This window comes from Pedobacter psychrodurus (genome assembly GCF_032678585.1).
GTDB lineage: Bacteria > Bacteroidota > Bacteroidia > Sphingobacteriales > Sphingobacteriaceae > Pedobacter > Pedobacter psychrodurus_A.
The window spans coordinates 13875-39393 of sequence record NZ_JAVTSN010000061.1 but is presented as its reverse complement, the minus strand read 5'-3'; the positions used below and the strand labels follow the sequence as shown (position 1 = coordinate 39393).

Below are 25519 nucleotides of genomic sequence, written 5' to 3'. Positions count from 1 at the left end.
CCTCAGAATAGCTTTACTTTAACAAACAAAGCGCAAACGTTTGATGGGATAAACCCATCTGTTGTAAATAGGGTAGAAGCGAAACATTAAGCTCTTTGTTCTTCGCCAAGTCTTTCAAAGTAATCTTCTTCATCAGTTTCAGCATCACTTAGTTTATTGATCTTAAATACCCAGTATTTCATTAAGGGATAGTTAAATCCATAAGAAACTACACTGTCGATTAAAAGCCTGCCGATTTTATAATCTACATTTAAGCCTTGATGCAACAAGTAAGTTCCACCAGATTTTAACGAGATACTGCCCAAAACCACGGTGAAAAAACGGACTAACTGACCGCTTGTTGAGCTATGATAACCATCATCCGTTTTAAATGCCCAAAAACGGTTGATGCAAAAATTAACAATGCCACCCAGCGTTCCGGAAATCAAAATCGAAATGGTAAAATGGATATGCAGCCATTCCGTTAACAAAATCATTAAACCATAGTCGGTAACGCCGCCAGAAAAAGCCGATACCTGCGCTTTAAGGAAGAGTTTAACAGATGCCCAGGTCATGATGCCTTCTCCTCCCTGTCTTTGGCATCGCCTGCTTTTAAAAGTTTAAACGTATCGATAATATTGATGACCAATAACAGCGCTACCATTGCGATGGCAAAATAAGTAATGCTGCCTATTAATAGGGTTTCAGCAATCAGTACAAGCGAAATAATCACCCGTAATTCAGTTGGACCTAGATAACCAGCATCAATCTGGTAAAAGCCCGTAATTTTATAGCGCAGCTGAGAAATAATCATCGACCAGCCGTACAATACCACGAATAAAAAAGCGAAAATCTGTGTGCCCACGCTGGCGTAATAATAATAACCCAAACCAATCAGGATAATGCTGAGCCAATCCATCACAATATCGAGCGCAAAACCATACCACTTGCGGGGAGTTTTACGATAATAAGCCAGGCGGCCATCAAGCGAATCGCCAAGCCAGTTAATGAAAAATCCTAAAATTCCGATCAGCAAATAATGTCTGGCATAAAAACTGCCTAAAATAAAGCTTAAAAATACAATCAGCGATCCAAACATGCCTATACCGGTCATGATGTTAGGCGTAATCCATTTAGGAACCCTTTTCAACAAAAAAAGAATCAGGTTTTGCTCACCCTTGCGTAAAATATTTGTCCGTTCCCGGTCTGCAAATACCCTTTTGCCATCTGAATGGTCTTCGTTTAGTTTAATAATAGCCTCCAATTTAAGTGCCAACCATAATTACGCCAAAGAGAATGGCTGTTTCCGGTCGGTAAAATTTTAGACTGATCTTCTTCGGGATACCTTTAGAAAACGCAGTCATTCGCTTTAGCTTCCCCGATCTGACCAGGTAAGTAAACAATAGGGCAAATAACATAAATTTATTTTACAATTCCGGCAAAACGCTGGTAAAATACTGTTGGACTATTCTCATTTTTTGGGGCATATTTTCCGGCGATGATAGGTACGTAAATAACACGCCTTCTGCTTTCCTCACCGCGTATAGCCGATTCTGCAACCCTGTGCCATAACCTGCCATCATGGATGGTTAAATCTCCGGCCTCTGGTAATATCGATACTTCTTCTGCATCCGGTTTGTTATCCAAAAAGTATTTCTTGCGGAAAAGCATTTGGTAAATGCTCTGTTTGTGGGTGCCTGGGATAATTTTTAAGCCGCCATTTTCTGGTTTTAAAGTACTCAGGTGAATCCCTACATTGAGCATTGGATTTAGTTTGGCACCATAAAAAATATCCCTCAAACCATCGGTATGCCAGCCCATTTTGCTGAATTTACTTTCTGGGCCGTTAATGTAATGGTTAAACACCATGCCATCTTTTTCTTCGGTGCCCAACCGTGCACCATCGCCTGCCAATTGCAGTAACGCGTTAAAACGTGGGTCTAAAAGTAAACCGCTTAAGGTTTGATGTTGTTGATTAATAAAAGCAAAACGTTGTACAATTGCTGAGCCATCAAGATCTTTTCCGTATTTAATCGGCACGCCATTTATTTTTTTAATATCTTGTTCTATCCACTTTTGTTCTACCTGTTTAGAGGCGTCGATAATAGCAGAAACTGTTTCTGGTTTAATGAAATTTTTGAAATGGATAAACCCATGTGTGTTAAAAAAATCAAGCTGTTCTGATGTTAATTGTTCAGATAAGGTAAAGGTTGGATACGATGTGGCCATGTGTAAAAAATTAAAAGATTTAGGAAAAGAATAAATTGGAAATAGAATTATGCGCAGCAACAGCACATTCGCATTCGCGAGTGGTTCGGTACTGAAGGAAAATAAAACTTAATTGTTTTATCCGACATAGTCTATAGAATTAGTAGTATTTAATACAAACGTAACATAATTTTAATACATCAAAGAATTTTATTCGAAATATTTTAAAATAATTTTTTAGGAAGGGGTTTGGTTATGATATAGGAGTACAAATAAAGGCTGCTGGAGCCATTTTGTTGTAATTCTGTTTATCAGTCGGTTGCTCTCATGGTGTCGGATGCTCTCGTGGTGTCAGATGTTACCATCTGACACGTATACATAAAAAAGATAAAATCATTAAAGGACATACATAATCAGTCAGATGGTAACATCTTACTGTACAATCTGGTAGTAGATAAAAGTATCCGTGGTGTCAGGTGTTCTCGTGGTGTCAGATGTTACCATCTGACACTATACATAAAAAAGATAAATTATTAAAGGACATACATAATCTATTAGAAAGTAACATCTAACTGCACAATCTGGTAGTAGATAAAAGTATCCGTGGTGTCAGATGCTCTCGTGGTGTCAGATGTTACCATCTGACACGTATACATAAAAAAGATAAAATCATTAAAGGACATACATAATCTATTAGAAAGTAACATCTAACTGCACAATCTGGTAGTAGATAATAAAGTATCCGTGGTGTAAGATGTTCTCGTGGTGTCAGATGTTACCATCTGACACGTATACATAAAAAAGATAAAATCATTAACGGACATACATAATCAGTCAGATGGTAACATCTGACTGCACAATCTGGTAGTAGATAATAAAGTATCCGTGGTGTAAGATGTTCTCGTGATGTCAGATGTTACCATCTGACACGTAATACATAAAAAAGATAAAATCAAAAAGACATACATAATCAGTCAGAAGGTAACATCTGACCGCCCAGAGAATTAAGTCTTATAAATTCCTGCGGCCATTTTTTCGATGAATCCCTTTGGTAAGATCCTGTTGGCATACACGCTAATGATATTGGTGAAACCTGGAATGATTTCCGATTTTTTGGCGAACATTCCCTTTAGTGCAGTTTCTGCTACCTCATCGGGTCTCATATTAAATTTTTCGGCGATTTTATTAAAGGCATCCAAACCTGCACGGTGTGCAAAACCGGTATCAACGGGGCCAGGGCTCAAACAGCTCACCGAAACCGGACCATCTTTAAGCTCGAACCGCAAGGCTCTGGTAAACGACAGTACAAAAGCTTTGGTGGCCGAATAAATGGCCAGCGTTGGTACCGCCTGATAGGCGGCAGTACTACAAACATTGAGTATATATGCCTGCTTTTCCTTTGAAAGGATTGGCAGCAATAAATGGCAAAGCGAAGTAACCGTAACCATATTCAATTGGCACATCTCTAATTGAGCAGTTAAATCAAGCTCGCCGAATTTGCCCCACAACCCATAACCAGCATTGTTAATCAGAATAGAAATTTCATAATCATTTGTCAGCACCCAGTTCAAAACATCTTTTGGTGCCTGAGGTTGGCTAAGATCAATCGATAAAACTTCTACCTCAACACTATATTGATTTTTAATATCGGATTGTAAAGCACTCAGTTCATCAACCGAGCGGGCAATAAGCAACAAGTTGATTTTTCTTTTGGCCAAAGCAATGGCCATCGATTTGCCGATACCTTTGCTGGCACCGGTTACCATGGCATACTTAATTTTTGTTTCCGACATCTTTTTAATCAATAGGGTGTACACGCAAATATCAAATAAAATAAATCTTATGCCTTATTTATTTTAAAATGGATGTAGAGAACATCAATTGGCATCTTTTTTAACTTATTATTTTTAACAAGTCTAAATAATGCTAGCTTTGCCGAAATTTCCAATTTAATGAAGCACTTATACATCCGATTTTTAACTACGTCTCTCTTCACCTTATTGTCAATTACCCTTTTTGCCCAAACGGAGCAAGGTACAATTAGCGGAAAGCTTGTCGATTCGTTAGGAAATGCTATACCTTTTGCCAATATCCAGATTAAAAAACAGAACCTTAAATCCTCATCAGATAAAACCGGTGCTTTTAAATTCGCTGTTGTTCCGGTAGGAAACCAGCAGCTTAGGGTTTCGATTACAGGTTTCGATCAATTCGAGCAAACGGTGTTGGTCACTGCAAATGCTACGGCAGAGGTTACTTTTATATTAAGAGAGCAGCACTCAGCATTAAACGATGTGATTGTTTCAGCAAGCAGGCGCCCTGAGTCTTTATCGCAAACACCATCTTCGGTAACGGTACTTACAGCAAAAGAATTAAATACTCAATCTACCATCAGCCCGAATTTAGCCAACATACTTTCTTACAGTGTACCAGGTTTGGGTTTTTCTACCAACCAAACCGGTAACTCTGGTCAGACTTTACGGGGCCGCAACGTTTTGGTATTAATTGATGGTATTCCACAATCTACACCTTTAAGGGCAGGAGGAAGGGATATCCGCAGTATCGATCCTTCGGTTATTGAGCGTGTTGAGGTAATCAAGGGGGCAACGGCCATTTATGGCAATGGTGCTGAAGGTGGTTTAATCAATTACATCACCAAAAAAGCTGATCAGGGCAAATCATTTGGAGGTTATACCCAGGCAGGTATTACCGGAAACCTAAAGGGCGACAGTACGATCGGTTACCGTTTTTCGCAACAACTTTATGGTAAGGAAGGCAAATTTGATTACCTGGTAAGTGGTATGTTCGAAAAAACCGGTGTTTTCCGCGATGCGGATGGTTTGGTACTTTCGCCAGAATATGGTTTAGGTGAAACCAAATCTTACAATGGTTTTGTAAAACTAGGTTATAATATTACGCCAAAACAGCATTTACAGGTGATGTATAATTATTTCAGTTCGAGACAACATTCTAAATATATAACCAAAGACGGTGTTTATGGTCAATCGCCGGCAATTGGGATTTACGGAACGAGACTGGGTGAAGATGAGGGTACGAGATTTAACCATAATGCCAATTTACAATACACCAACCAGCAGATTTTTGGTAAAACCGATTTAACGGCGAATGTATATTATCAGGATTTTTATACCATTTATTCCAATTCTGCATCATTTTTCGGAAGCGGTCAATCGGCCATTACTTCAACCAAAAAGGGAGCAAGGGTAAACCTGAATACCCCATTTAACCTTACCGCGCAGGTGCCCATGCAGTTAAATTATGGTTTGGATTTAATGAACGATAAAACGGCTCAAAGTTTAACGGATGGCCGTTTATGGGTGCCGAATATGAATATGGTCAATTTTGCACCTTATTTTCAGGCTTCTGCAACTCTACTTAACGATTTAACCATTAAAGGAGGGTTAAGGGTAGAGAATATTAATATCGATGTAGATGATTTTAATACTTTGGCTACCGGTGCAAATGGTGCCGGAAGTATAGCCGTACAAGGTGGGAAACTAAACTATAATGCTTTGGTGTTTAATGCCGGAGCGCGTTATTCTAAATTCAAGTTCTTTAATCCTTTTATCAGTTATGCACAGTCGTTTTCGGTATTTGAGCTGGGCAGGGTGTTAAGGGCAGCAAAAAGTAATACTTTATCTCAATTGGAAACCAAACCGATTATCGTAAACAACTACGAAGCAGGTTTTAGCAGTGCCATTGGTAAATTGAATTTCAGTGCGGCATATTATTATAGCACCTCTAAACTGGGTGCCAATCTTTTAGAAGTTAACGGTACCTACATTTCTCAGCGTATCCCTGAGCGTGTTTATGGATTCGAAATCCAGGCAGATTACCAGATTTTACGCGATTTGAGTGTTGGTGGTAACTATGCTCAGGTAGAAGGAAAAGGTGATGTAGATGATGATGGCAATTTTAATGGCGATAAAGATGTGTACCTGAATACCACACGTATCCCACCATCTAAAACTACAGTGTACTTTAAATATTCGGGCATTAAAAACCTGAGTTTAGATGTAAACTGGATGCGTGTAGGCAACCGCGACCGTTTTAAAGCCAGTGCTACAGGTAAATATTTAATAGGCGAAGGACCTGTAAAAGCCTTTAACTTGTTTAACGTTGCTGCAGTTTATCAGATCATCCAGCCTTTAAAATTATCTTTAGGTGTAGAAAACCTATTGAATAAGGTATATTATCCTGCCATCTCTCAATTTTATGGTAGCAATGTAAATTATGTGCGGGGAAATGGCCGCAGGTTTAACCTTTCAGCTGGTTATGCTTTTTAAGCAATGAAAAATAAGAAATTCAAAAATGCCATCAGGAATATTCACCTCTGGCTTGGCCTGGCCACTGGCCTGGTGGTTATCATCATCAGTATTTCTGGGGCGCTTTACATCTTTGAAGAAGAGATCAGAGATTATACCCAAAAAGATTTCCGTTACGTAGGGCTTCAACAGAAGCCCTTTGTAGGTTTGGATCAAGTGATCCTGGGCTTCGAAAAACTTTCGCCAAAAGATCAGTTGAGGTTGATCCGGATCGAGGATGCTTTGCCAAACGCAACAGTCGAAATAACCAGTAAAAAAGGCAAGGTTTACTATTTTAACCCTTACAATGCCACTTTAGTGAAAAAGGGCAGTGAAGATTGGCTCGAAATTGTAGAGCACCTCCATACTTCGTTATTGCTTGGTAAAACCGGAGAGTTTATCATGAACTGGTCGGTGGTTATTTTTGTGCTGATGCTCATTACGGGATTAGTACTCTGGTTTCCCGGCCAGATGCGATTGTTAAAACAATCCTTAACCATTAAAAGAAAAGCATCCTTTAAAAGGCTCAATTACGACCTGCATAATGTATTGGGTTTTTATGCCTCGGTGGTATTATTGCTTACCGCTTTGAGTGGTTTATATTTTGCCTTTAAAGGAGTGAAAAATGCAGCAAGCTTTTTTACCGGCACCAAACTGGGGCCGGGGAAAGCTATTGTAGCAACTAAACCTTTACAGATCGATTCGCTGCCGGTGCGTTATAATAAAATTTATACCGAAGCCAAAACCAAATATCCTGGTGCCATTTCTACCAGTTTTTCGCTGCGGGGTAAAGGTGAATTAAGGTTAAGAATGATTTACCCTTACCGTTGGGCACGCAACCAAAACACTTTTTTCTACGAAGAAGCTACAGGATCAATGATCAGGGCCAAATTGTACAAAGATTTTAATGGCGCCGATCTGATCGAAGCCACCAATTACGATCTGCATACGGGTAGACTTTTAGGACTACCCAATAAAATACTTTCTTTTTTAGCCGCCTTAATTGCAGCAAGTTTACCCGTAACCGGTTTTATCATCTGGTTAAAGAAAAGGAAGAAACCAAAAAAGAAAGTAGCTATAGCTGCTCAGCATAATCTTTAAGTTGGTTCAGTCCCGTTTGGCAGAATTTCTGTTGCATGGCTAAATCCAGACCTGCAACAGGTTCGAAAACTTCGGTAAGCGTAACGGGATTGTTTCCTGTAAAGGTGATCAGGCTTTTTCTGTGATCATCAAGCGTGTAGGCAAGGCGTTTATGTTCAATAATTTCGGTGTAAGTTCCCTGGAAATTGAAATTTTCGCTGCCATCTTTTTTTACCATTTCATATAAAAAACCACCTCCTTCTACGAGCTTGTTCTCAATTTTTTTGTTGATCCATTCATCCGCTGGCGCATTCCATATGGCAATGTGTTCAGGTTCATTCCACACTTTCCAAACCAGTTCAATTGGTTTGTTGATGGTAACAGTGGCTGTTAAAGCATTTTCATTCATGTTTGATAGATTATGAGTTAAAATTAGTGCTTGTTAACCTATTTTTAGGTGGCCATTGGAGACAAATAAAGGGTTATTTGAGCGCAAACGGTTTATCTGTATTCCTTCCTAAGAAAAAAATGGTATTCCTATGTGTTGTATAACTGGTATTATTTTCATTGTTTTTCTTCCCATAAAGCCCATAATCTATATTTTAGTTGCCATGAATCCAGAAGAGATTGTTTGATGCATAAATGATTCCCGAATGCCAATTGTTGGCAGTATTATTGTTGAAAAACGGATTCTTGTGCTTTTCGCAGTAAAAGCTTACCATAACACGATAGTCGGAAATGTCAGAAAAAAGAAACTATGATGCAGAGTTCTGCGGGAACTTGCCTATTCACCATATCAATTCCATTCAGGACTATGGATATCTCCTCATATTGGATAACCATACATTGAATGTGATACAAATTAGTGAAAACTTCAGTGCAGTTACCAATGAAGCTCCGGCGCAAATGGTAAATAAACATTTATCGCTATGGTTTAGTCAAGAGGGTGTGGATCAAATTGCTAAACTGATTAAAGGGGATGCCAAAGACAGGATTCCGATCAATCTGACGCTAAAGAATGATAGCAAACAATCGCATTTTGATGGTTTGGTCCACATTAAAAAAGACTATACCCTACTTGAAATAGAAGCGGCGTCAAAGGCTGATCAGAAAAGTTTTGCGGATGTTTTTCAGGAAGTAAGGCAGTTTATTTCGGCCATGGAGCATGCTTCTACGCTCGAAGAAGTTTGCAATGTTGCCATTAAACAACTGCGTAAAGTTTCGGGCTTTGACGGGGTGAGAATGTATACGTTTGATGCGGAATGGAATGGGACAGTAATCGCCGAGGAAATTTCAGGTGCGTTGGAAAGTTACCTGGGGCAAACTTTTCCAGCTTCTGATGTGCCCAAACAAGCCAGGGCACTTTACCTTAAAAATCCTTTCAGGCTGATTTCTAACCGCGATTATAAACCCATCAGATTGTATCCGGTCATCAATCCTTTAACCAATGCATTTATCGATCTGTCTGACTGTAATTTACGTGGCGTGGCTTCGGTACATCTGGAATATATGCAGAATATGAATGTAAGTGCATCCATGTCGATCAGGGTTTTGCGCGAAGGAAAACTCTGGGGCCTTATTTCTTGTCACCACATCGGGCCAAACCATCCCAATGTAGATATGCGTTATATTTTTGAATGGCTTTCGGTCGAAATTTCGAATCGCATCACGGCCATACTAAATCAGGAAGATTATCAGCAATCGGCTTTTAGACTCGAAAAGAGAACCACAATCACAGATCTGATTTATGCCAAAGATGATATTATTGAAGGTTTGTTAGATGATGAAAACCTAAACATCCTTTCTTTGTTTAATGCAGGTGGAGTAGTCGTAAAGATCGGCAACCGGACAGAATCGCGCGGCGATATACCAGATAAAAGTGAAGTATATAATCTGATGCTCTGGCTTGAGGGAAAAGGAATTGAAAAGATATATGGCAATGATTATTTGGGCAATGTATATGAAGAAGCTAAGGCATATGAGAAAGTTGGAAGTGGGATATTAGTGATCCCTATTGATGGACGGAATGGTGATTATGTGATCTGTTTCAGGCCTGAAGTAATACAACAGATCAAATGGGGCGGAGATCCCGAACAGGTAATCAATGTTGATAAAGATGGTACAAACTATCACCCACGAAATTCGTTTAAACTTTGGCTACAAACCGTTTATGGGCAATCGTTGCCCTGGAGCAATAATGAATTGGAAATAGCCGAATCCTTAAGGAATTTTATATTTGAATTTAGAACAAAGCAACTTTACAATTAGCTTAATGGAAAAAAAGCAGGAAAAGGAAAAACAAGAATCGGCATTGAATAGGCGTTACGACAAATATATTGTTGCCATTGGTGCATCTGCCGGTGGCCTGGAAGCTATTCACGAATTCTTCGACCACATGCCGGCAAACTCGAGTTTCTCTTTTGTGGTGATCCAGCACCTCTCTTCCGATTATAAAAGTTTGTTGGTGGAGCTTGTGGGGAAACACACCCATATGAAGGTTTTCGAAGCGGCGAACGATATGGCCATTCAGCAAGATTGTGTGTATATCATTCCTAACAATAAACTGATGACCCTGGTTAAGGGGAGGCTCAAGCTTGCTGATAAATCGCAGATTAAAGCACCCAATACCGCAATCGATCATTTTTTGCACACCCTGGCAAAGGATAAAAAAGAAAAAGCCATTACCATTATCCTTTCAGGAACAGGTACCGACGGCACCAAAGGGATACAAAGCATTAAAGAAAATGGTGGGATGGTTATTGTTCAGGATCCATCTTCTGCCAAATTTGATGGTATGCCCAATTCGGCCATAGCATCGGGCAATGCTGATCATATCATGATTCCTTCGAGGATGCAGGAAGAGCTTTTTAGCTATGTAAACGAAGAACCCGTTAAAGTGCTCGAAAATGGTAAGGTGAATGAAGAACTGCTAGACGAGATTTTTAAACTGGTACACGACAGCAGCGGTAACGATTTTAACCTGTATAAAACCCCAACCATTATCAGGCGCATTGGCCGCAGAATGAACGAAAGGGGCATTAAAAAGCTCGACCGCTATGTGGAGTTTTTGCGGAATAATGCCGATGAGGTGAAGATCTTAGCGCAGGATTTCCTGATTGGAGTAACCAAGTTTTTTAGGGATGACCAGGCTTTCGAACAGCTTTATGAGTATGCCATTCAAGATATCGTCGACAGGAAAGAAAATGGCGATGTGATAAAAATCTGGGTCTGTGCCTGTAGCACCGGACAGGAAGCTTACTCTATTGCTGCACTTGTAAACGATTGTGTAGACCGATCAGGTAAAAAGATTGAGATTAAAATATTTGCTTCCGACATTGATGAAAAGAGTATCGAAATTGCTTCACTAAATCAATACCCCCTTTCGGTTAAGAAGGAAATCCCGGCGAAACTGTTTAAAAAATATTTTCTGCAGGATGGTAAATACATCAGTGTGGTGGCAAGTCTCCGAAAGCAAGTGGTATTTGCCAAACATGATGTCATTAAATCGCCGCCGTTTATCAAAAACGATCTGGTTACCTGTAGGAATATGCTCATTTATGTTAACGGCATACTTCAGGAAAAGATCCTTTCGATATTCCACTTTTCCCTTTTGCCAAATGGCTATCTGTTTCTCGGATCGAGCGAAACCGCTTCTTCCATGAAGGCGGGCTTAACTGAGATTTCGAGTAAATCAAAAATTTATAAGAAAACCGGAAAAATCAATTATTCAACATACAATACCTATAATACGGGCACTAAAACCGCACTCGGGCAAGACCGGAAAAAAGGAAATGCAAACGAATCAATACAAAGCCCTTTAGAAAAACGTTTGGCCAGTTTCCTTTCATCAGATCTGGGTTACGTGGCCATATTTATCGACAAGGCGTACATCATGCAGGATGCCGTTGGCGATTACCGTCAATATTTATCCCTTCCTGAACAAAGCATTGAACTCAATATTTTGAAAATGGTGCCGCGTGAAGTATCAATCGTGCTCAATACCGGCTTACGAAAAGCCTGGAAGGAAAATAAAAAAATTGAGTTAAAGAAGATCCGCTTTAAGCAAAATAAAGAAGATATTTTTGTTGATATTTCTATTTTGCCAGCATCTCCTGAACATAGCAATGGTTTCACCATGGTGGTTTTTGTGGAGCATGTTTTAGAAATACTTGCCGATAAAGATGAATTTGTACTGCCTGGTTTTCATGATGCTACCCAGTCTGAATATGTATTCGAACTGGAAGCCGAACTGAACGAAACCCGCTCGAACCTGCAGATGGCTGTAGAAGAGATGGAAACCACCAATGAGGAACTCCAATCGAGCAACGAGGAATTACTTTCGGCCAACGAAGAACTGCAATCGAGCAATGAGGAGCTCCAATCATTAAACGAAGAACTCCATACCCTAAATACCGAACACCAGTTAAAGATCAAGGAACTGATCGAGCTTAATGATGATTTGGACAATTATTTTAGGAGTACCGACATTGGTCAGATTTTTCTGGATGCCGGCATGTTTATCCGCAAATTTAATCCGGCGGCCATCAGTATGGTCAATCTTATCGAGGCAGATATAGGCCGGTCGATAGAACATATTTCGAACAACATCAAAGCCGAAAACCTGACCAGCGATATCAGAAAGGTATTGCTGAATGGGCATGTGATCGAAAAGGAAGTACAACTGAAAAATAATACGCGATGCCTGATGCGTGTGATGCCTTATTTGAGGAAAGACAGGCGGGCAGATGGTGTAGTGATTTCTTTTGTAGATATCTCTAAAATTACAGAGTTAAACAATATCATTAGCGGTGTTTTTAATGCGAGCCTGAATGGAATATTGGCCTTTAAAGCGCTTAGAGATGCTAAACATTTTATTGTAGATTTTGAGTGCAGCACCTACAACGATTCGGCTTTAAGTATTTTAAAGAAAACCAAATCAGAACTTTTGGGGGCTAGGTTGTTGAAAATGATTCCCGAGCTTGCTGTAAATAATCTGTTTAATAAATATGTTGGTGTTGTAGAAAATGGAAAGGTGCTCGAAATCGAACTTCAGTTTTCTAAAGAGCAATGGTGCCAGCTCATTGCGGTGAAAATGTCTGATGGTTTTGTAGCCACATTAACTGATATCAGTCAGCAAAAATTGGCTGAACACAAGCTGAAAAAGAATTATAACGAGCTTTTAGGTACAAGAGAGAATTTGCGTCAGCTCAATGCCGACCTGGAATTGAAAGTGAAAGAGCGTACCATGAAGCTTTCAGAGAGTGAGGAGCGTTTCAATCTGGTTTCGCATGCCACCAACGATACGATCTGGGACTGGAACCTGGCGCACAATACCATGTGGCGGAGCGATAATTTTACCTCAATGTTCGGTTATCAGAAAGATGCGCAGACCGAAAATATTTCATTCTGGTTTGATAAAATCCATCAGGACGACCGTGAGCGTGTAAAAGCCAGTGTATACGATGCCATTAACCATAACGAAACCCAGTGGACTGCTCAATACCGTTTCGAAAAGGCAGATGGTACTTTTGCCACATTGCTCGATCGCGGAAGTATTCTTCTCGATAATCTGCAAACGCCTTACCGCATGGTGGGCTCTATTGTAGATGTATCGAAACTGGTAGACGCTGAAGTAAAGTTAAATTCAACTGAACGCAAATTCAGGAAGATTTTCGAATCGAATGTTATCGGAATCTTGTTCAGTGATACTGAAACCGGACGGATTGAAGATGCAAATGATATCTTTTTGAATCTTTTGGGTTATACCAGGGCCGATTTCGAAAATGGTAATATCGATTGGATGCACATTACACCAGAAGCTTTTATGCCGATCAGTAAAATATCGGCAAAATTATTAAAGGAAGAAGGTTTTTGTCCGCCATTCGAAAAACAGTACCTCAGTAAAGCTGGTATCCCTGTAGATGTTTTGGTGGGTTCGGCATTGTTAGATGAGGAAGTTCCGAATGGGGCGGTAACCTATGTAATCGACATCAGTAAGCAGAAACATACCGAGAAAAGGCGGAGCGAACTTCAAAAACTGATCAAGAAACAACAGGATGAGTTTTACAGTATTTTCAAAAACGCCCCTGCACTCATCACCATCAGAAGAGGCAAAGGCTTAAAATACGAATTTGTTAACGAGGCCTTTAAAAGTTTTGATGGCGGAACGGATTATATCGGGCGCTCGCGGATCGGGAATGGTTCTAAGTTCGAATCGCCCGAACTGTTGGAAATAGAAGAAAAAGTGTTGCAAACTGGCGAAACGTACGTAGCAAACGCTTATAGAATAGATCAGGTGAACCGGGCTACGGGAAATTCGATTGAAAAGTGGTTCGATATTATCATTAATCCTGTTTTTTCTGATCAGGGCTTAATTGATGGCCTTGCCTTCTTTGGCTTCGAAGTAACCGATTTAATGAAGGCACAACAGGCTACAAAAGAGCTTATGCACCGTAAGGATGAGTTTATGAGTATCGCCAGCCACGAGTTAAAAACACCGATTACCAGCATTAAAGGGTTTTTACAGTTTGCACTGAGGATGGCAGAGCAGCAAAAATTCGATAAGATTTATGAGTTTGTAGATAAGGCGAACCGTCAGATTGGAAAATTGACAGCCCTTGTGGAAGATTTATTGGATGTAACCAAAATACAGGCTGGTAAAATGACTTTCAATTTCTCTGAGTTCAATATTGCCGGCGTAATTGAAGATGCCATTGATGGTTTACAGGAAAGCCTGCATGGACATCGTATTGTACAGGATATTAGGGAAGTTGTGGTACATGCCGACCGTAACCGTATTGAACAGGTTTTGAGCAATTTTATGTCCAATGCAATCAAATATTCGCCCGATGCAGATAAAATTGTAGTACAGGCCAAAACTGAAGGTAATTACCTGTTGGTTTCAGTACAGGATTATGGAATAGGTATTCCTAAAGATAAATCACAGTTTGTATTTGATCGTTTTTTCCGTGTGGAAGCTTCTTCATATAGCTTTTCGGGGCTTGGCCTGGGTTTATATATATCAGCTGAAATTGTGGAACGCCACGGTGGCGAAATTGGTGTGAACAGTAAAGAAGGCGAAGGTTCGGTATTCTGGTTTAAGATTCCGTTAAAGGATGTTCATTAAAATAAGTATCTGTTTATCAGACTGATGTTGTATGATGATCTAGATAAAGCAAACAAAACTGCTTCATCTCTGTCATTATAATTCCTCTAACACAGGATTTTTGGAAAGGGGTAAACATGGATATGGGTACCCTTTTCTGTTTCGACAACGTTTTTAGGGACGAACTTGTTTGGTTCATTTTGTTCAATCTTGTTATACTTCACCCTTTCAGGTTGTATATTAATCTCAACCATTTCGCCAGCACTGTGTTGTTTAAAGATGGATGATAGAGCGAATTTAATTTTAGGTATTGTTTTTTTATTGGCAGGTATATTTGTTTTCTACATCATCTTTAGGCCTGACCGGGAAAAGCGCAGATAATAATTTAGTGTTTTTACCTATAGCGCCCTCGCCACGCGTGTGCAGTAAAATGTTGTTATGTCCCCCTAGCGCACCCGCAATGGTATTAATTTAGGTCTATTATTCACAGGCAAATATAATTCAACCACAGATGGACACATCTGCCCGACTGTTCAGGCGGGCATACACACGGATCTTTATATCTGTGTGCATCCTTTTTATCTGTGGTTAAAAGTTCTTAACTTAACGATATTGAGCACACGCTCCACGCGAGTGAGTGAAAAAACTAAACTTAATATCGAATAAAATATCTGGTTCTTTTCCCCCATTTTCCTATATTTAAACCATAGTATCTCTTATATTAAAAACTGTCTCATCAGCTATCCCATGGTTATGACGGTTAATTTATCCCACGTTAATAAAAAAATAAGACTTACCCATTTTTTGCATAGCAATCTGTTGGAGCATGTTTTTTAGAGGAATTATCAATTAACCTTAATATTTATATAAACCATTTACTATGAGTTTAGACAACAAGATTTCGGCTAAAATTACGGTGGAACAATCAGCCGCCATTGATGCAATATTCGAAGAATTCAAAACAGTTTTAGCGCCATTACTCATCATCAATTTAACTGCCCAAGAACGTAGGGAAACGCTTATAATGGGTGAAAAATCCCTGGCTTTTGTAATTAAAACATTAACTTATGCTAAGCAAAACCCAAATTTGGTGCCTAATTATGTCGATTTAGAAGAAGCGATAAACGATAGTAATCTTGCCGCTAAAATTTATGGTATTTTCCAGCAGTTGAGTACGATGTTAAGGGCCATGGAAGATACGGGTTTAGTGGCCGGTAGCGAAGCTTATCAGGCTGCTTTAAGTATTTACCATTCGATAAAAGGGGCTAGCCGGTCTAATATCCCCGGCACACAAGTGATATACGACGATTTGAAAAAACGCTTCCCAGGTCGTAAAAAGCAAACTGCGACATCAGAATAATACTTCATCCTGGGAAAAGCATATATCGGGAGATAGATAAAAGATATTGAGGATATGAAAGAATATATCGGGAGATAGAAAAAGCATGTACTGGATATGAAAGAATATAGCGGGATATAGAATAAGCATATGCTGGATATGAAAGAATATATTGGGATGTAGAAAAAGCATGTACTGGATATGAAAGAATATATCGGGATATAGAAAAAGCATATGCTGGATATGAAAGAATATATCTGGAAATAGAAAAAGCATGTGCTGGATATGAATGAATATATCGGGATATAGAAAAAGGATGTACTGGATATGAAAGCATATGACCATAATTCGGACTTTTTAATTCCATCATCCATCTTACATTTCCCATCATTAAAAAATCCATCATTTTTTGTACCCTTGTAAAAAATACCCAATGGAAAAAGCACTTATCAGTATCACCTATTGCCCTAAATGCGGTTGGATGTTGCGTTCGGCCTATATGGCACAGGAAATTCTAAGCACTTTTGTTGATGAAATAAAAGGAGTGGCCTTAATGCCCAGCGAAACATCGGGCGTTTTTACGGTATTGGTTGGCGAAAAGCTAATCTTCGACAGAAAACAAATGCAGCGTTTCCCTGAAATTAAAGAATTGAAACAACTCATCCGGGATGAAGTAAACCCATCAATGAACCTGGGGCATTCGGATGTTAAATCATCAGTATAGCAAGTATACTCCAGTTACCTCATGACCAAGAGAGCAGAATATCGAAATTGTTGTATATAAAGTCTACCTATTTTATACACATTTGAGGCGGCCGATCAAGGAGTTGTTAATTAACGTTTTAAGTTCATTCAGATGTTATTGGTTGAAAATGTTTCGGCAGAATTACCGGATGGCTAAAATAAGTTTGCCCGATTTTATTCTGAAATAATAAGTTAGAGAAGTTTTGTGTTTTAAAACCTCAATGGTTTTAATGGCGCCCGAAGTGCCAGACGTGTCAGAAATAACATCGCCAATCTTTAATTGCTCCAATTGTTTGATGGGAGTTAAGGTATCAATACGTGTCATAAAGGTAAATGTAGCGACTCATGGTACTTTTTTGATAGGATTATCGTCTCAAGATTTGCATTTCACGATTATGTGTAGTAATAAATAAGGCATCTTCACTCTTTAATGGAGTTATTGAATTCGGCCGTAAAATATTAACATAAGTGAAATCAATTTTTTTTAAAACTTTTGAATATTTTGCTCACTCATTTTTAATTTTTCTTATTTAGATTAACAAAATATCTCTTGGTTTTAAGTATTTTCATGCTCATTTTGAGCGCTTTAATTTATTGAGTTTTTCCAATAAAAACAGAAAAATCGTATTAGTTAGATATGAGAAAGATATTGTTATCAGTTTACCTCCTCTTTTCTATAAATTTATTTGGCTTTGCGCAATTGCCTGAATTGGAGAAACTAAGGGCTTCGTTAAAAACGGTATCAGATAGCTTAAAATATGTCGATGACTTGAACCGACTTGCTATGTTGATGTACGAAAGCAATGTCGACAGCACCTTTTACCTCGCGAAACAGGCAAGAGAAATTTCCTTGAGACACAATTATGAACAGGGCAAAGCTGATGCATTAAACAACCTTGGTGTTTTTTTTAGTTTAAAGGGATGCAACCAACTTGCCTTGTATTATTATAGCTTAGCCCATACCAATTATATTTCTATCGGAGATTCGGTTAACATTGTACAAACCATGATGAACCTTGGAATTACATATCATGCCATTGGCAATTTTAAGCAATCTGTTAAATGGTTCGATGGGGCTGCCAAAATGGGTAACAAACTCAGTAATGATTCGATTATGGGGCGTGTTATTTTGAACTACTTGTTCGCATTTCCGCAAAAATTCGATAAGAAAGCGACAAAGGATGGGATTAATAAAGTTGAAAAAATTAGTCGGAAATATAATGACGAACGGCAATTATTAACGTTGCAATCAGTTACTGCAAGTGATCTGTTATCGCAAGGGAAAGAGAAAGAGGGACTCCAGCTATATCTGCATGTTATTGATATTGGCATACAAAAGAAGTTATTTCACACGGCTATGGATCAGCTGGCCTATATAGGAGATATTTTGGCAAAAAAAGATTCTGCCCTTGCTGTAGCAAAATATCAAGAGGCGCTTAAAGTTTCCAATGAAAGTGGTTTTTTATCTTACAGCAAGGTAATTGCTAAAACCATGTTCGAGTTTTATCGTTCACGTGGAGACAATATCAAGGCCGTATCATACGGGCGCAAGCTAATCGAATTGGAAGAACGGGAGATTAAGCTCAATAATTCATCCAGTATTGACTACATGGATTATGCACTTAAAGAACAAAAAGTAGCTACATTAACTATACAATCTAAATATCAGGTTGTTTTGATCATCGTTATTACAATTGTTTGTGTGCTCGCACTGGCTATATTAATTGTGGTTAAGAAAAATTTAAGAAAAAATAAAAGGTTAAACGAACAGATAACCAGTCAGAACGATAAGTTGACGGGAACCTTGCTCGCTTTAGAGCAAAGTCAGACCGAGAATACCCAAATGCTTAAAATTGTTGCTCATGATCTTCGGAGTCCTATTGCCGGCATACATTTATTAAGTAATTTGATGATTGATGAAGATAATCGTTCGTCTACAGATCTGGAAATGCTTAAGCTTATTAAAGACTCGAGTAAAAATTCGCTTATATTGGTTAACGACCTGTTGCACATACAATTTAAAATAGAAAAACTTAATAAAGAGCTAATAGATTTGGCCGAACTCCTCGAATACTGTGTGGCCTTATTACGGAATAGTGCATTAGCTAAGAAACAAATAATTAATCTGCATGTAAAACACGTAATGCTTTTAGCGAGTGGTGAAAAACTTTGGCGTGTGATGAGTAATTTGATTGGGAATGCAATTAAATTTAGCCCCAAGCATACAACAATAGAGATTAGCATGGTACAAACTACCGAAGTTGTACGTTTAGGAATTTCAGATGAAGGTATTGGGATTCCCCCAGATATTGAAAACAGAATTTTCGACATATTTACAGAAGTAAAAAGGACTGGTACTGATGGCGAAGAAACCTTTGGCCTTGGTTTGGCGATATCAAAACAGATTGTAGATGCACATGGTGGGAAAATATGGTTTGAAAGAAAAACAGATAAAGGCACCATATTTTTTGTAGAACTTCCGTTCTTAAGCAGTTAAAAATACAGTTATCTTCCATTGCGTACAGCAAATTATTTAAATAATAAATAATACTAATCCTATAGAATTTATATATTTGAATAATGCAGCTCAATCGTTAAAATGTAGTTGTTTTTTTTGATTTGATCAATTGCTTGAGTATACAGAACGCTGCTATTGATTTGATTCAGAACAGTTTTAAGTTTAATAACCCATTCAACCTATGCGTAAACTGATCCAAATTTTAAGCTGTTTGGCCTTTCTGATCTTTTTTAGTGGCACAAAACCTAAAATTTCTCCCCCGGTAAAAGCGCCCAATATTTTATTGATCATGGCCGATGATATGGGCTTTGCCGATATCGGTTGTTATGGTAGCGAAGTAGCCACCCCAAATTTGGATAAACTTGCTGCAGGTGGGATCCGTTTCAGGCAGTTTTACAACAATGCAAGATGCTGCCCAACAAGGGCCTCCTTACTTACTGGCTTATACCCGCACCAGGCGGGTATCGGGCACATGTCTAACGATCCGGAAGATAGCACCAGTTTTAACTACAATTTTCCGGGTTACCAGGGCGCCTTAAACAACAAATGTGTAACCATTGCCGAAGTGTTAAAAACAAAAGGCTACCAAACGTTAATGAGCGGTAAATGGCATGTGGGCTACCACGGCGAACAAAGATGGCCCTTACAGCGAGGTTTCGATAAATATTATGGTTTATTGGCCGGTGCGACAAATTATTTCAATCCATCGGGTGGCCGTGGACTCATGCTCATGAACAATAAAATAGCACCAGAAGGCGAAAATTTTTACCTTACTGATGCATTAACCGATTATGCCATTAAATTTCTCGGCGAAAACAAAAAAGAAAGTAAAGCGCCATTTTTTATGTATTTGGCTTATACCAGTCCGCATTGGCCATTAAATGCGCTCGAAGCCGATGTTCAGAAATACCGTGGTAAATATAAAAATGGGTGGAAAGTGCTCCGCCGGGAAAGATACGCACGCATGAAAAAGCTTGGGGTGATTAAAGACAATTCGTTATTGAGCGAAGATGATGGTGCCGATTGGGATAAACTTTCAGCCGAAAAACAAGATGAAATGGACCATCGTATGGCCCTGTACGCCGCGCAGATCGATCGGATGGACCAGAACATTGGCCGCGTAATCAAAAGTCTGGAAGCCTCTGGCGAAATGGATAATACGTTGATATTCTTTCTTTCCGATAATGGTGCCTGTGCCGAAGGTGGCGAACTTGGTGGCGGCCTGCCTCAAAACCTCGGAACAAAATTGGGCTATATGCTCAGTTATGGCCAATCGTGGGCCAACGCATCCAATACACCCTTTAAAAAATATAAACATTGGGTAAATGAGGGCGGAATTAGCACGCCCTTAATCGTACACTGGCCAAAAACAATCCCCAAAACATCATCGGGCAAGTTTACTGATCAATATGGCTTTCTGCCCGATATTATGGCCACCATTGTAGATGTGGCCAAAGCAAAATATCCTGCCAATTATAAAGGTAACGTCATCACGCCATTGCAGGGGAAAAGTTTGTTACCGGTTATCGAGGGGAAAGATGTAGCTGTTCATCAACAACCTATATTCTGGGAGCATGAAGGTAATGCTGCAGTAAGATTAGGGAATTTCAAACTGGTAAGCGAATACCGGGCCGTACAAGCTACTAAATGGGAATTATACGATTTAAGCAAAGACCGTTCGGAACTTAAAGATCTATCGGCGGCTATGCCAGCGAAAGTGGGAGAGCTAACCAGGGCTTATCAAAATTGGGCCAATTTGGCCGGAGTAGTGCCCTATGGGGAGATCGTAAAAATACAGGCTAAAAAGAAAAAGGTAGCTAAAGTAACGCCTCAGTAAGATCGCTGATCGTGTAGAAGAAATCGTACCGTTTTTGCTATTTAATCCTAAACAACCGCACCACGCTGAGTTTAGGAAAATATGTATATTCGTTTCATACCAAGTATACCACGGTACTGTTTTTTCTATGCTTCATATCCAGAAGGTTTCTTTGTACTTCATACTCTTTGTATGGATGTGTACAGGTATTTGTTTTGCCCAGTCATCAGCTATTCCGATTAAATATTTGGGGGTAGAAAACGGCTTATCCAATAATGTGGTAAACTCTTTATACCTAGATCGTTTTGGCTTTATGTGGATGGGTACCTATGATGGTTTAAACCGTTACGATGGTTACCATTTTAAGGTTTTCAGAAACGGTTGGGGCGACGAACATTCTTTAGTAAATAACCACATTACCGTATTAAACGGCGATGCCAAAAACCGGGTATGGGTGGGCACACAAAAAGGAATTTCTTACTATGATTACGCAGATGCTAAGTTTCATCAACTTATTTACGAAGAAAAGGGAAAAAAGAATGAAGTAAGTTATGCCATTAATGCCATTGCAGTTAGTAAGGCTACGGTGGTGTACGTGGCAACCGATGAAAAAGGTCTGTTTATGCTCAAAAAAGACAGTAACATTGCTCAACGCATCCCTTTTGGCAAAATCAGCGATTTCTCCGTTAAAGCTTTATATGTTGATGAGCAACAAGGCCTTTGGGTATTTATTAAGGATATTGGCTTATGCAGGTACGATGCAGGCAAAAATACCCTTCGCTTAGTGAATGCGGCACTGCGTTCGGTAACCTGTATTACCAAGGGTAATGAACAAAATCTTTGGATTGGAACCGAGCGTGGACTTTTTGAGTTTAATAAAACCAATGGAAGTTTAAACAGGTTTAATCAGCATTTGGGCAACGATAACATCATGAACCTTTTGTTTGATAAACAGCAAAAACTCTGGATATCAACAGATGGAGGGGGAATTACGGTTTATGATACCAAAACGCAAAAAAACAGTTATTTATCGGCAGGAAAAGAAAATGCTTTGTTGAGCAGTAATTCTATTGCACAGGTATATGAAGACCGGGAATCAAGAAAATGGATTGCCACTTTACGGGGTGGGGTAAATATTATCGATCAGGAGAGCGAGCAGTTTAGTACCATTAAACACGATCCATTAAAAAGTAATTCGCTCATTAACAATTTTGTACTGTCATTTAGTGAAGATGAAAATAAAAACATCTGGATAGGGACTGATGGGGGTGGTTTAAGTGTTTGGAACAAAAAACAGAATACCTTTACCAATTATGCCAAAACCAGTGATCCCAATTCTTTAACGAGCAATTTCGTGACCAGTATTTTGAGCGATTCAGGTCAGAATATTTGGGTGGCTACTTTTAGCGGCGGGATAGACCGATTTGATAAAACAACGAAAAAATTTATTCACTACAACTGCTACAATACCTTTAAGGGAGTAGACGATATCAATATCTGGAAACTGTTTCAGGATAAACAACAGAATATCTGGGCAGGTACCACAAAGGGTGGTGCTTTATACCGCTACAATAAAAGCATCGATAAATTTGAGCTTTTTGACCATCGTTTAAAAGATATTCATACACTGTTCCAGGATTCGAAAGGCAGGCTTTGGGCAGGAAACTATACCGAATTGATCAGGATCGATCCAATAGGAAAGAAACATGAGTATACCAAGATCAATTTTGCCATCAGGGCCATTCAGGAAGACTTTAACCACCAGATCTGGATCGGAACAGAAGGGGGTGGCCTGTTGCTTTTCAATCCGGATACTAAAAAAATAAAACGCTATATCCAGAGTGATGGATTGCCCAGTAATTCAGTTCTTAATATCCTTCAGGATGGACAGGGCAATCTATGGTGCAGTACCTATAATGGTTTGTCGAAATTTGATGTGACCCACCATACCTTTAAAAATTATTATGCTACCGATGGCTTGCAGAGCAACCAGTTTAATTACAATGCCGCATTAAAGCTTGCCAATGGTGATTTTTTGTTCGGAGGGATTGGTGGTTTCAATCTGTTTTCACCTGATCGTATCAAAAAGAACAAACGTATCCCGAAAATGGTGCTGACCGATTTTAGGATCAACAATATTCCCCTCGATCAGGATTCAGGTTATAAAAATACCGCTGTGGTTAATTTAGAGCGGATTGAAATCCCTTTTAACGCGGCGGTCATCTCTGTTGATTACGCGGCCATCGAGTTTTCGTTTCAGGATCAGATTTCTTATGCCTATTATCTGGAAGGCTGGGATCGCGACTGGAATTACGTGAATAAATTAAGCACAGCCTATTACTCCAGGTTAAACGAAGGGCAGTATAAGCTGCACATCAAAAGCACCGATACCGAAGGCGCCTGGAGCAATAACGAAAAGGTGGTCATCATCAGGATTTTACCTCCCTGGTACCGTACCTGGTGGGCCTACACCATATACCTCATTATAGGTTCTTCCCTGTTTTACCTTTTTCAAACCTACCGCAACCGCCAAAGAAGGTTAAAACATGAAGTAGAGATTACCAATCTTAAAATGGAGCGCGAAAAGGATCTGAACGAAAAAAAGCTGAATTTTTTTACCAATATCTCGCACGAGCTGAGGACGCCATTAACTTTAATTGTGAATCCGATTAAAGATATTCTAACCAAGAAGGAAGCTGGCCCCGAAAAGAACGATCTGAATGTAGTTTACCGCAATTCGAGACGTTTACTCAGTTTGGTTGATCAATTGCTGCTGTTTAGAAAAACAGAAAGCGAAAACGATGTATTGAAAATTGTAAGGATCAATCTCTACAAGTTTACCCATGAGATTTTTCTCTGCTTTAATTATCTGGCTAAACAAAACCACATCGAATATACCTTTGAGTGTGAAGAGGAAGAGCTGGATATTTTTGCTGATAAGGACAAACTTGAAATTGTTTTCTTCAATCTGCTTTCGAATGCATTAAAATTTACACCGAAAGGTGGTTTTGTAAACTTTAGTGTTAAAACTGTGGGTATGCGCGTGCAAGTTGAAGTGAGTGATAGTGGCCCGGGTATTCCGGCGGATGTGGGTGAAAAATTGTTCGATAAATTTTATAAGGTCATGTCGAACGAGTCGTTAAAAATGGGTTTTGGAATTGGTTTATACCTGGCCAAAAACTTTGTCGAACTGCACAAGGGCCAGATTTCTTTCCGTTCTAACCAGGGCATAGGCACGATATTTTTTATTGATATTCCGGTTGGCGAACCAAACCTGCAACAGAGCGGCGTTTTCCAAAATGAATTGACCTATGTAAACGAACTGATTGCCCAGGAAGAAGAGGCAGAAAGTAATGAGGTCGAAAATGTAGGCAATCTGGAACTGTTGATTTCCGATCTGCATTCAATTTTGGTGATTGATGATAATCCTGAGATTATCGATTACATCAAACACATTTTTCAGGATAACTTTAAAATTTACCGTGCCGAAAATGGTAGCGATGGATTGAAACTCTGCAAAGAATATTTGCCCGATATCGTCATCTCTGATGTAAACATGGATGGCCTTAACGGCATCGAACTCTGTAAAGCAATTAAAGAGGATTCTGCATTAAGCCATATTCCGGTTATTTTATTAACAGGTGATCCCAGCCCGGAGGTAAAACTCAGGGGAATTGAGGTGGGGGCCTACGATTTTATCACCAAACCTTTCGATAAGGAACTTTTTACGGCGAAAATCAACAGTATCATTAAAAACAGGACCAATCTTCAGTCTTATTTTTATAATGAGATCACTTTAAAATCTGATGCCCACAAAGTATCCCAGGAGGATAGGGGTTTTCTTCAAAAGTGCATTACCCTGATTGAAGAAAACCTGATGGAAGATAGTTTTAATGTGAAAATGTTAGCTTCTGAGCTAGGGATGAGCCATTCTAACCTGTATAAAAGGGTTAAGGCCACATCAGGTCAATCTATTAATGGTTTTATCCGTTTCATCAGGTTAAGAAAAGCAGCCGAATTATTGATCAATACCAATCTGAACATCAATGAAGCGGCCTTTAGGGTAGGCATAAACGATAGTAAATACTTTAGGGAGCAGTTTCAGAAGCTCTTTAAATTAACGCCATCAGAGTTTATTAAAAAACACAGAAAAAGTTTTCATAAATACTATAATATTAATGCTACCACATAAAAGTTACGCTATTTTGCGCTTTAGAGGGTATTTATCTTAAAACGCCCCCTGCAAAGTATGATTTAGCCCCCTGTACAAAGCTTAAAAATTTCGGTACTTCGGCATTACCAAATGTAAGAAACCGAGCAGCCTGAATCGTAGAATGTATCAACAACTATATAAGCATATATTTTTAATTTATTTATTCATAGGAATAAACCTGACGTGTTTAGCACA

Annotated in this window: 15 protein-coding genes; 9 read left to right on the top strand and 6 right to left on the bottom strand. The window is 39.2% G+C overall.

Annotated features, from left to right (window positions below):
* Positions 1–86: 86 nt before the first annotated feature.
* The 4 genes from R2S57_RS27190 to R2S57_RS27175 all read right to left on the bottom strand — a co-directional run bounded on the left by R2S57_RS27190 (position 87) and on the right by R2S57_RS27175 (position 3980).
* Positions 87–554 (bottom strand): GtrA family protein, encoded by a 468-nt coding sequence (locus R2S57_RS27190; RefSeq protein WP_316848067.1) that lies wholly within the window; start codon positions 552–554, stop codon positions 87–89.
* Complete coding sequence (locus R2S57_RS27185) at positions 551–1243, bottom strand: CDP-alcohol phosphatidyltransferase family protein (RefSeq protein ID WP_316848066.1); 693 nt, start codon at positions 1241–1243, stop codon at positions 551–553. The genes R2S57_RS27190 and R2S57_RS27185 overlap by 4 nt, the downstream gene beginning before the upstream one ends.
* A gap of 158 nt (positions 1244–1401) precedes the next feature.
* Complete coding sequence (locus tag R2S57_RS27180; RefSeq protein ID WP_316848065.1) at positions 1402–2208, bottom strand: phytanoyl-CoA dioxygenase family protein; 807 nt, start codon at positions 2206–2208, stop codon at positions 1402–1404.
* 983 nt (positions 2209–3191) lie between these two features.
* The gene (locus tag R2S57_RS27175) at positions 3192–3980 is read right to left on the bottom strand and encodes an SDR family oxidoreductase (protein WP_316848064.1); all 789 of its coding nucleotides are present in this window, start codon (positions 3978–3980) and stop codon (positions 3192–3194) included.
* 159 nt (positions 3981–4139) lie between these two features.
* On the opposite strand from R2S57_RS27175, the gene R2S57_RS27170 reads away from it, so the two are divergent.
* Positions 4140–6491 (top strand): TonB-dependent receptor, encoded by a 2352-nt coding sequence (locus tag R2S57_RS27170; protein ID WP_316848063.1) that lies wholly within the window; start codon positions 4140–4142, stop codon positions 6489–6491.
* 3 nt (positions 6492–6494) lie between these two features.
* Positions 6495–7610 (top strand): PepSY-associated TM helix domain-containing protein, encoded by a 1116-nt coding sequence (locus tag R2S57_RS27165; protein WP_316848062.1) that lies wholly within the window; start codon positions 6495–6497, stop codon positions 7608–7610.
* Here the strand turns inward: R2S57_RS27165 and R2S57_RS27160 are convergent.
* Complete coding sequence (locus R2S57_RS27160; protein WP_316848061.1) at positions 7585–7998, bottom strand: SRPBCC domain-containing protein; 414 nt, start codon at positions 7996–7998, stop codon at positions 7585–7587. The genes R2S57_RS27165 and R2S57_RS27160 overlap by 26 nt on opposite strands.
* Positions 7999–8327: 329 nt before the next feature.
* Between R2S57_RS27160 and R2S57_RS27155 the strand changes: the two genes are divergently transcribed.
* From R2S57_RS27155 to R2S57_RS27140, 4 genes are all read left to right on the top strand, one after another.
* Positions 8328–9857, top strand: coding sequence for a GAF domain-containing protein (locus tag R2S57_RS27155; RefSeq protein ID WP_316848060.1), 1530 nt, complete (start codon positions 8328–8330; stop codon positions 9855–9857).
* A 4-nt stretch (positions 9858–9861) separates the two neighbouring features.
* Positions 9862–14715 (top strand): chemotaxis protein CheB, encoded by a 4854-nt coding sequence (locus R2S57_RS27150; RefSeq protein ID WP_316848059.1) that lies wholly within the window; start codon positions 9862–9864, stop codon positions 14713–14715.
* Between the two features lie 859 nt (positions 14716–15574).
* Positions 15575–16054: a hypothetical protein gene (locus R2S57_RS27145; protein ID WP_316848058.1), complete on the top strand. Its 480-nt coding sequence runs from the start codon at positions 15575–15577 to the stop codon at positions 16052–16054.
* Positions 16055–16466: 412 nt separating this feature from the next.
* Positions 16467–16757 carry a SelT/SelW/SelH family protein gene (locus tag R2S57_RS27140; RefSeq protein ID WP_316848057.1) on the top strand — a complete coding sequence of 97 codons (291 nt, stop codon included), beginning with the start codon at positions 16467–16469 and terminating at the stop codon, positions 16755–16757.
* A gap of 162 nt (positions 16758–16919) precedes the next feature.
* Here R2S57_RS27140 and R2S57_RS27135 read toward each other — a convergent pair whose 3' ends face one another.
* Entirely contained in the window at positions 16920–17102 is a 183-nt protein-coding gene (locus R2S57_RS27135; protein WP_316848056.1) for a hypothetical protein, read from the bottom strand.
* Positions 17103–17414: 312 nt separating this feature from the next.
* On the opposite strand from R2S57_RS27135, the gene R2S57_RS27130 reads away from it, so the two are divergent.
* The 3 genes from R2S57_RS27130 (at position 17415) to R2S57_RS27120 (ending at position 25303) form a co-directional block, all read left to right on the top strand.
* Positions 17415–19274, top strand: a complete 1860-nt coding sequence (locus R2S57_RS27130) for a tetratricopeptide repeat-containing sensor histidine kinase (protein WP_316848055.1) — start codon at positions 17415–17417, stop codon at positions 19272–19274.
* A gap of 202 nt (positions 19275–19476) precedes the next feature.
* Complete coding sequence (locus R2S57_RS27125; RefSeq protein WP_316848054.1) at positions 19477–21132, top strand: arylsulfatase; 1656 nt, start codon at positions 19477–19479, stop codon at positions 21130–21132.
* A 175-nt stretch (positions 21133–21307) separates the two neighbouring features.
* Positions 21308–25303: a two-component regulator propeller domain-containing protein gene (locus R2S57_RS27120; protein ID WP_316848053.1), complete on the top strand. Its 3996-nt coding sequence runs from the start codon at positions 21308–21310 to the stop codon at positions 25301–25303.
* Positions 25304–25519 lie beyond the last annotated feature (216 nt).

What these genes read in the sequence shown, in the direction of transcription:
- R2S57_RS27190 (WP_316848067.1), bottom strand. Translation starts at nt 554, where the DNA reads ATGACCTGGGCATCTGTTAAACTCTTCCTTAAAGCGCAGGTATCGGCT.
- R2S57_RS27180 (WP_316848065.1), bottom strand. Translation starts at nt 2,208, where the DNA reads ATGGCCACATCGTATCCAACCTTTACCTTATCTGAACAATTAACATCA.
- R2S57_RS27175 (WP_316848064.1), bottom strand. Translation starts at nt 3,980, where the DNA reads ATGTCGGAAACAAAAATTAAGTATGCCATGGTAACCGGTGCCAGCAAA.
- R2S57_RS27170 (WP_316848063.1), top strand. Translation starts at nt 4,140, where the DNA reads ATGAAGCACTTATACATCCGATTTTTAACTACGTCTCTCTTCACCTTA.
- R2S57_RS27165 (WP_316848062.1), top strand. Translation starts at nt 6,495, where the DNA reads ATGAAAAATAAGAAATTCAAAAATGCCATCAGGAATATTCACCTCTGG.
- R2S57_RS27160 (WP_316848061.1), bottom strand. Translation starts at nt 7,998, where the DNA reads ATGAATGAAAATGCTTTAACAGCCACTGTTACCATCAACAAACCAATT.
- R2S57_RS27155 (WP_316848060.1), top strand. Translation starts at nt 8,328, where the DNA reads ATGTCAGAAAAAAGAAACTATGATGCAGAGTTCTGCGGGAACTTGCCT.
- R2S57_RS27150 (WP_316848059.1), top strand. Translation starts at nt 9,862, where the DNA reads ATGGAAAAAAAGCAGGAAAAGGAAAAACAAGAATCGGCATTGAATAGG.
- R2S57_RS27145 (WP_316848058.1), top strand. Translation starts at nt 15,575, where the DNA reads ATGAGTTTAGACAACAAGATTTCGGCTAAAATTACGGTGGAACAATCA.
- R2S57_RS27140 (WP_316848057.1), top strand. Translation starts at nt 16,467, where the DNA reads ATGGAAAAAGCACTTATCAGTATCACCTATTGCCCTAAATGCGGTTGG.
- R2S57_RS27135 (WP_316848056.1), bottom strand. Translation starts at nt 17,102, where the DNA reads ATGACACGTATTGATACCTTAACTCCCATCAAACAATTGGAGCAATTA.
- R2S57_RS27130 (WP_316848055.1), top strand. Translation starts at nt 17,415, where the DNA reads ATGAGAAAGATATTGTTATCAGTTTACCTCCTCTTTTCTATAAATTTA.
- R2S57_RS27125 (WP_316848054.1), top strand. Translation starts at nt 19,477, where the DNA reads ATGCGTAAACTGATCCAAATTTTAAGCTGTTTGGCCTTTCTGATCTTT.
- R2S57_RS27120 (WP_316848053.1), top strand. Translation starts at nt 21,308, where the DNA reads ATGTGTACAGGTATTTGTTTTGCCCAGTCATCAGCTATTCCGATTAAA.